The organism is Pseudomonas emilianonis, assembly GCF_023072625.1.
In the GTDB taxonomy this organism is placed as follows: domain Bacteria; phylum Pseudomonadota; class Gammaproteobacteria; order Pseudomonadales; family Pseudomonadaceae; genus Aquipseudomonas; species Aquipseudomonas paraveronii.
Map to the genome: position 1 here is coordinate 1 of NZ_JAKNRV010000276.1, position 7,028 is coordinate 7,028.

A 7,028-nucleotide genomic window follows, 5' to 3' on the forward strand; every position below is an offset into this window, starting at 1 on the left:
TGATGTTCGCCACGGGCCAGCCAGGTCATCACGTTGGACGAGGTGCCGCTTGGGCAGCAGCCGACCAGGATCACCCCGACGGCAATTTCGGGCGGTAGGTTGAAGGCCTGGCACAGCAACCAGGCCACGCCCGGCATGATTACAAAGTGCGCGACCACGCCCAGGGCCACACGCCACGGATGGCGGGCGACTTCGGCGAAGTCTTCGAGTTTGAGGGTCAGCCCCATGCCGAACATCACCAGGCCCAACAGCGGGACGATGGCGCTTTTCAGGCCGATGAACCAGCCGGGTTCGACGAAGGCCAGCACGGCAAAGATCAGCACCCAGTAGGCAAAGGTATTGCCGACGAAGCGACTCAAGGCGGCGAGTGCGCGCATGGGGAGGTCCTTTATTGTTCGATGTTTGAATTGCTAATGGGATCAAATGTGGGAGGGGCGGTGCGACGATTCGACTTGCCCCCGATTGCGGTGAATCAGCCAGTGAATATGTTGACCGACACACCGCAATCGGGAGCAAGTCGAATCGTCGCACCGCCCCTCCCACAATTTGTTCTTCACAAGGCTTAGATGCCTTGTGGGGTCTCTTCGCCGCCCAGTGCTTCGATCAGCGCCGGCAGGAATTCGCCGAAGGTCAGCATCATCAGGGTAAAGCTGGCGTCCAGTTGGCCCAGCGCTTCGTCGCCGCCGTCCTGTTCAGCCTGGTCCTGCAGCAGGTCTTCGAACTTCAGGCGCTTGACGGTCATCTTGTCGTCGAGCATGAAGGACAGCTTGTCCTGCCAGGCCAGCGACAGTTGGGTCACCACTTTGCCGGTGGTCAGGTGCAGCTGGATTTCTTCGCCGGTCAGGTCCTGGCGCTTGCAGCGCACGATGCCGCCGTCTTCGTGGGTGTCGCGCAGTTCGCATTCGTCGAGGACGAAGAAGTCATCGGCCGGTTTCTGGGTGGTGACCCAGTCGGTCATGATCGCGGTTGGCGCGGTTTTCACGGTGAGTGGGCGCACCGGCAGGGTGCCGATCACTTCGCGCAGGGTCGACAGCAGGTCTTCGGCGCGTTTCGGGCTGGCCGAGTTGACGAGGATCAGGCCCTGTTTCGGCGCGATCGCGGCGAAGGTCGACGAGCGACGGATAAACGCGCGCGGCAGGAAGGCCTGGATGATTTCATCCTTGATCTGGTCCCGCTCCTTTTTATAGACCTTGCGCATTTGCTCGGCTTCGATCTCTTCGACTTTCTCTTTCAGTGCGTCACGCACCACGCTACCCGGCAGGATGCGTTCTTCCTTGCGCGCAGCGATCAGCAGGAAGTCACCGCTGACGTGAACCAGGGGAGCGTCTTCGCCTTTACCGAAAGGCGCGACGAAACCGTAAGTGGTCAACTCCTGGCTTGCACAAGGGCGCGCCAGTTTGGTGGCCATTGCAGTTTCCAACGCCTCGGCATCAACAGGCAGATCTTGGGTCAGGCGATAGATAAGCAGGTTCTTGAACCACATGGGGTGAGTCTCTCCTTTATACAAAGGGGGGCATTATTGTCTTGATAGCGGCTGAGGCCAACCCTGCCTAAGCCATTGGAAGGGCTGAAAAAAAAGATTTAAGAAAGTGCTTGCCAGACCTTGGGTCGCTCCGTAGAATGCGCGCCACACCGAAACGAAGGGTGATTAGCTCAGCTGGGAGAGCATCTGCCTTACAAGCAGAGGGTCGGCGGTTCGATCCCGTCATCACCCACCATTCGCTTCATGTGTTACGCGCAGCGGTAGTTCAGTCGGTTAGAATACCGGCCTGTCACGCCGGGGGTCGCGGGTTCGAGTCCCGTCCGCTGCGCCATATTCGGTCACCTGGAACGCTGAACGCCAGGTCACCACAGAAAGCCCGCTCATTGAGCGGGCTTTTTTTTGCCTGGAATTCAGCTCGGCGATCCCAACGCCAAGCCTTATACGTTACCTGATGGGCATTTAAGGGCTGCGTCTTTAGTCCAGCCATTTGCGGTATCGGCGATAGTTTTCGCCAACAGATCAATCAAGTGTTGATGGGCCAACACCAGGCTTTTCAATTCAACCCCGGCAGGTTGGCGAATCTGGGTGGCGCAGGTCAGTGTGCGACGTCCCTGGCCATTACCGCGCAGCTCAAGGCTCCACACCACCTCCTCTAACGCATATTGCCCCGGCAAAGAGTCAAAGCGGCGTACTTCGGCCTGAATCGACAGCACTGGGCGCTTAGCGTCTTTGCTCATCCCGGCGAGGTCGTGGGTGCCCAGTCGCGATTCAAGTCGATCGGTGAGCGCGTCATGGAACTCTTCTGCCAGCGGTGCGCCCCAGCGGTCGTTTTCCATGATGGCCAGACTGGCTTGGTTCAGGCGCACGACCAGTTGCGGTTGGTCGACCTGCACCGGTACGCGTATGGGGCGAATCTCGAGCTGGAAGGCCGGAGCCTCCACCGGGGGCTCTGACGGCGGGGTACTGCCTTGCAAGGTGTAGGAATGCATGACCGGGGCGCTACAAGCCGTTAGGCAAACACTGGTGATCAGGATCAAGAGCGGGGTCTTCATGGTTGTATTTCCGGTTCGACGTCACGTGAAGAATGAATCGAGGCCTTGTAGCTATCGGGTTTGTCCTGCGCTGTTCGGCCACGTATCAGTGCTTCTGGGTTGCGGCTGAGGAAGTCGCTCAACACTCGCACTGAGCGGGCTGTACGCTGAATTTCGTCCATGGCATTGCTGATTTGCTGGCGTGCTGGCGAGTCCTCGGCAAAGCTTGAATTGACGGTGTCCAGGGTCTTCTGTGTCTGTGCCAAGGCGCCGTGCATCTGCGGCAACACCTCGCCGTTGACCTGCTTCAAGGTCTTCTGCATTTCGCTGAGACTGCCGTTGAGGTTTTTGGCAATGTCTTCCAGCGGCAGTTTACTGATCTTGTCGACCAGGCCCTCTAGCTGCCCCTGCACTTTGTCTAAGCTGCCTGGCACCGTGGGGATCACCAATGGTCGCGCCGCGAGGTCGAACGGAGTCGGGGTTGCCTTGGGGATGAAGCTCAGGGAAATGTACAACTGGCCGGTCAGCAGGTTGGCGCTGCGAGCTTGAGCGCGCAGGCCGTGCTCGACGAAGGTGGCCATTAGGCGCGCCATGCTGTTCTCGTCTTCCGAGCCCTGATCCTTGAGGAGTGTTTCGTTGGCATGACCCAAGCGGTTTGGGTAGATCACCGCCCCGACCATACTGGGAAAGGTCATGGTTTTAGTGTCGTAGTCCAGATCGACGGACACCACATGACCAATGTTTACCCCCATGAACTCCACGGGCGCGTTCACCTCCAAGCCACGTAGTGATTGATTGAAGTTCATGCGGATATAACGAGGCTCGCCATCGGGCTGCGCCAAGGCCGCCTCTTGGTCGCCGAACAGTTCGAAGCGAGCATGCTCGGTCGCAGGTTGGGTGGTGGGGCTGTACTTGGGTTCAACGAACGCGATACCGCCTGAAAGGATGGTCGAGAGCGATTGGGTGTTAACCTTCAGGCCGTTTGCCCCCACTGTCAGGTCAATGCCACTGGCATTCCAGAACCGCGTATCCGTGCTGACGAACCGGTCATTGGGCGCGCGCACGAAGATTTCTACGTCGACCCCCTTACCGTCTTCCGAGAGCTGGTAGGACACCACCTGGCCGACCTGGATACGCCGATAGTAGATCGGCGAGCCGATGTCCAGGGAGCCGAGGTCGGTGGTGTGCAGGGTGAAGCGCTTGCCTTGTTCGCCGTAAGTGATCGGCGGCGGCGTTTCCTGACCGACGAAGTTTTTCCTGGTTTTCCCCGAGCTGCCGGCATCGGCCCCGATAAAGGCGCCGGACAACAGTGTATCGACCCCGGAAATCCCGTTGGCGCCGATGCGTGGGCGGACAACCCAGAACATCGAGTTTTCGTCGGTGAAGGCACGCTCCGAGGCATCGAGATCGACTTTCGCGACCACGTGGCTGCGGTCGCTGCTCAAGGCAATGGCCGTGACTTTGCCGATCACCACGTTCTTGTATTTGACCTGAGTCTTGTTGGCCTCAAGACCTTCTGCGGTCTGGAAACTGATACTGATCTGCGGACCGGCCGAGAGTGTTTTGTTGATCAACATCGACGCGCCAACCAACGCCGCGACGATGGGCACAATCCACACCAGGGAGACGTTGAAGCGCCGCGTCTTGATTGAGGGTTTGGCCGCGGGCGAATCGGTGGAAACGTGATGATCAGACATCTTCAACCTCTGCATCCCAGATAAGCCGGGGATCGAAACTCATGGCGGCCAACATGGTCAGCACCACCACCAGACCAAAAAAGACGATACCCAGCATCGGGTCGATGGAACTCAGTGAGCGAAACTGCACCAGCGCGGCGACCAGTGCCACCACCAGCACGTCAAGCATGGACCAGTAGCCGACCAACTCGACCATGCGATACAGCCGGCTTCTTTCTCGCATAGCCCAGCGGCTCTTGCGCTGGCAGGTCACGAGCAGCAAGCCCAGAATCAGGAACTTCATACACGGCACCACGATGCTGGCGAAGAAGATCAGGGCGGCGATATCCCAGGACCCACTTTTCCAGAACTCGATGACCCCGCTCATGATGGTGTTGTCGCTGGCGTTGCCTAACATGTTGGTGCGCATGACCGGCAGCAGATTGGCCGGGATGTAGAGCATCAGCGCCGCCAGCAGCAATGCCCAGGTGCGGGCAATGCTGTTGTGTTTGCGCGCATGCACAGGGCCATTGCAGCGGGGGCAGCGGTGTTCATCCCGCCGGCAAATCTGTGCGCAGGTGTGGCAAGGCATCAGGTTCAGTTCGCGGGCGTAGGCTGGCTGGCTCATATAAGTTGGTCCGCCAGGTCGTCCCAAAGACGGTGAATGTCCTTGCCCGATATCAAAATGAGCAACACGGTGAGCATGCCGAGTGCCCACAGTCCCAAGCCCGGATGCACATTCAGCATGCCGGCCAGCTTGACGATCGCGACCAATATCCCGAGTAAACAGACCTCCAGCATGCTCCAGGGACGTAAGTGCTCCAGTGTGCGCATACAGGCCCTGAAACCGGGAGCCGCGCGGCCAGCGTTGGCAAACGCCAATAACCAGCACAGCAGTGCAATCTGCAACATCGGCGCGAGGATTATGGTCAGTCCGGCAACCGCAGCCATCGGCGTAATCCGACCGTGAGCCAGTGCTTCTACGGATGCCCACAAGGTGGCTTCGTTGTTCAAGCCTTCCATGCTGATGCTGATGACCGGGAAGACGTTGGCAAAGACGAAGAGCAGGGCAGCGGTAATGGACAGCGCTAACAGCGTCTGCACGCTCATCCGCTGCCCACGTTTGAGCACTGCGCCACAGCGTGTGCACTCAGCTTTCTGCCATCTGTTCAGCGACACCGACTCGAACAGTGAGTCGCAATGCTGACAGATGATCAAGTGGGAAAAAGTATTCATCGGATTGAGGGTTTTCATGACTTATCGCCTGGAAGAGTTCCTCCTTGGAGCAGTAGTGGCGATACAACGTTGACTTGGCGGCGGCCTGAAGAGTGGCGTCCCGTTTGACTTCGGTGAGTACACGCAACAGGCTGTCTATTCGATACCGGCCTGTACAGTATTGCTTGGCGCAAAAGGTCTGTCAAAATATATTTCGGTACGGACTGGTATCGTTATTCAGTCGTCTGGAACGCTGAACGCCAGGTCACCACAGAAAGCCCGCTGATTGAGCCGGCTTGGGCCTGGGAGTCGGCTCGGCAATCTCAATATCAGGTCATCGCCGTTTATTGGATCTAGAAGAAATCAGCAATCACCAAGATTTTTTCCGTGGCGAAAAGTGACTCATATATCGCTTCATGTGGAACTTCACGCGCTAACCAAGCGCTTGCGTTGTAGACCCGCGCCTTGTTGAAAAACACTAGGTGCGTCTCGTCTCCACGCTCAAACAGTTTGAATTGTTGCTCCTCCATGTCGGCGCAAAGCTCGTCGAATAGCGTGGGGTCTCTTTTTGACAGTGCGATGAGGATATTGGCCCTGTCCAGGCCGGCTTCACTGGCCGCCCACAAGACGATACGCGTTGCCACATCCATTTTTTCGCTTGGGGTGCCAGCGTTCAAAGCGTGTTGGACATCGGGGTAGCTGGAGGCCAGGCGCGAAGCAATGGTCTTTTTTCTCGTGGCGCTCATGACTGACTCCCGATGACTTTTCTCGATGACTTCGCGTGCGTTCATCTACCCCGGCGGTCTGTTCCCCTTTAGAAAGGGTCCGGTTGACCGGCTGGCTTTCCGTCGACGGCCTGGCCGGCAAGAACGCGTGCGGCGATATAACCGAAGGTCATGCCGGGACCGAGTGTGATGCCGCCGCTGGGGTAATGGCCGTTCATGATGCTGTTCATATCATTGCCCACAGCGAACAGCCCCGGAATCGGCGTGCCGTGTTCGTCTAATGCGCGGGCATAGGCGTCGGTGTTCAGGCCGGCGAAGGTGCCGAGGCTGCCGGGCACCAGCTTCACCGCATAAAACGGGCCTTTGTGCAGGCTGCCGAGGGACGGGTTCGGCCCGTGTAGAGCGTCGCCCTGTGCTCTGTTGTACAGCGATTCACCGCGCTGGAAGAGCGGGTCGTGACCTTGTTCCGCACCCAGATTGAAGGCGCTGACAGTCACTTCCAGCTGTTGCGCATCGATGCCGCATTTGTGTGCCAGTTCGATCAACGTCGGCGCCTTGAACAGGTAGCCTGCGCGCACGTACTTCGCCGTTGGAAACGGAAAGGGTTTGGACCAGCCCAGGCCATAGCGACGTTGGGCGCGGTGATCGCAGATCAGCCAGGACATCGGCGTTTCTGCGGGCCCCGTGGCTTTAAACAGTGCGCACATGTAGTCGTGGTAGGAGTCAGCTTCGTTGACGAAGCGTCGGCCATCCTGGCGCACGGCAATGAAGCCGGGTTTGGCGCGTTCCATCAGGTGCGGAAAACCGCTGAAACCACCGTCTTCGCGCGGCACCCGGGACACGGGTGCCCATGCGGCCGCATGGGCGAGGTCGGACGCCACGCATGCCCCGGCAGCCT

The 7,028-nt window shown here is 58.7% G+C and carries 8 protein-coding genes and 2 tRNA genes; 2 read left to right on the top strand and 8 right to left on the bottom strand.

From position 1 onward, the window contains the following. The coding region (locus L9Z73_RS22155) for a bile acid:sodium symporter family protein (RefSeq protein WP_247405495.1) at positions 1–377 on the bottom strand (377 nt) is incomplete at its 3' end. 185 nt (positions 378–562) lie between these two features. Next, positions 563–1,483 (bottom strand): recombination-associated protein RdgC, encoded by a 921-nt coding sequence (rdgC, locus tag L9Z73_RS22160; RefSeq protein ID WP_247405496.1) that lies wholly within the window; start codon positions 1,481–1,483, stop codon positions 563–565. Positions 1,484–1,642: 159 nt separating this feature from the next. On the opposite strand from rdgC, the gene L9Z73_RS22165 reads away from it, so the two are divergent. Then, positions 1,643–1,718, top strand: a tRNA-Val gene (locus L9Z73_RS22165). Positions 1,719–1,737: 19 nt separating this feature from the next. Then, a tRNA-Asp gene (locus L9Z73_RS22170) sits at positions 1,738–1,814 on the top strand. 106 nt (positions 1,815–1,920) lie between these two features. On the opposite strand, the gene L9Z73_RS22175 is transcribed toward L9Z73_RS22170, so the two are convergent. The 6 genes from L9Z73_RS22175 to L9Z73_RS22200 all read right to left on the bottom strand — a co-directional run. Continuing rightward, positions 1,921–2,535, bottom strand: coding sequence for a PqiC family protein (locus L9Z73_RS22175; protein WP_247405498.1), 615 nt, complete (start codon positions 2,533–2,535; stop codon positions 1,921–1,923). Continuing rightward, positions 2,532–4,211: an intermembrane transport protein PqiB gene (locus L9Z73_RS22180; protein ID WP_247405500.1), complete on the bottom strand. Its 1,680-nt coding sequence runs from the start codon at positions 4,209–4,211 to the stop codon at positions 2,532–2,534. The genes L9Z73_RS22175 and L9Z73_RS22180 overlap by 4 nt, the downstream gene beginning before the upstream one ends. Next, positions 4,204–4,818 carry a paraquat-inducible protein A gene (locus tag L9Z73_RS22185; protein ID WP_247405503.1) on the bottom strand — a complete coding sequence of 205 codons (615 nt, stop codon included), beginning with the start codon at positions 4,816–4,818 and terminating at the stop codon, positions 4,204–4,206. The genes L9Z73_RS22180 and L9Z73_RS22185 overlap by 8 nt, the downstream gene beginning before the upstream one ends. Continuing rightward, positions 4,815–5,444: a paraquat-inducible protein A gene (locus L9Z73_RS22190; protein ID WP_247405506.1), complete on the bottom strand. Its 630-nt coding sequence runs from the start codon at positions 5,442–5,444 to the stop codon at positions 4,815–4,817. Before L9Z73_RS22190 ends, L9Z73_RS22185 begins: the two co-directional genes overlap by 4 nt. 314 nt (positions 5,445–5,758) lie before the next feature. After that, complete coding sequence (locus L9Z73_RS22195; protein ID WP_247405509.1) at positions 5,759–6,151, bottom strand: hypothetical protein; 393 nt, start codon at positions 6,149–6,151, stop codon at positions 5,759–5,761. 68 nt (positions 6,152–6,219) lie between these two features. Then, positions 6,220–7,028: FAD-binding protein (locus L9Z73_RS22200; RefSeq protein WP_247405512.1), on the bottom strand; the 809-nt coding region annotated here is incomplete at its 5' end.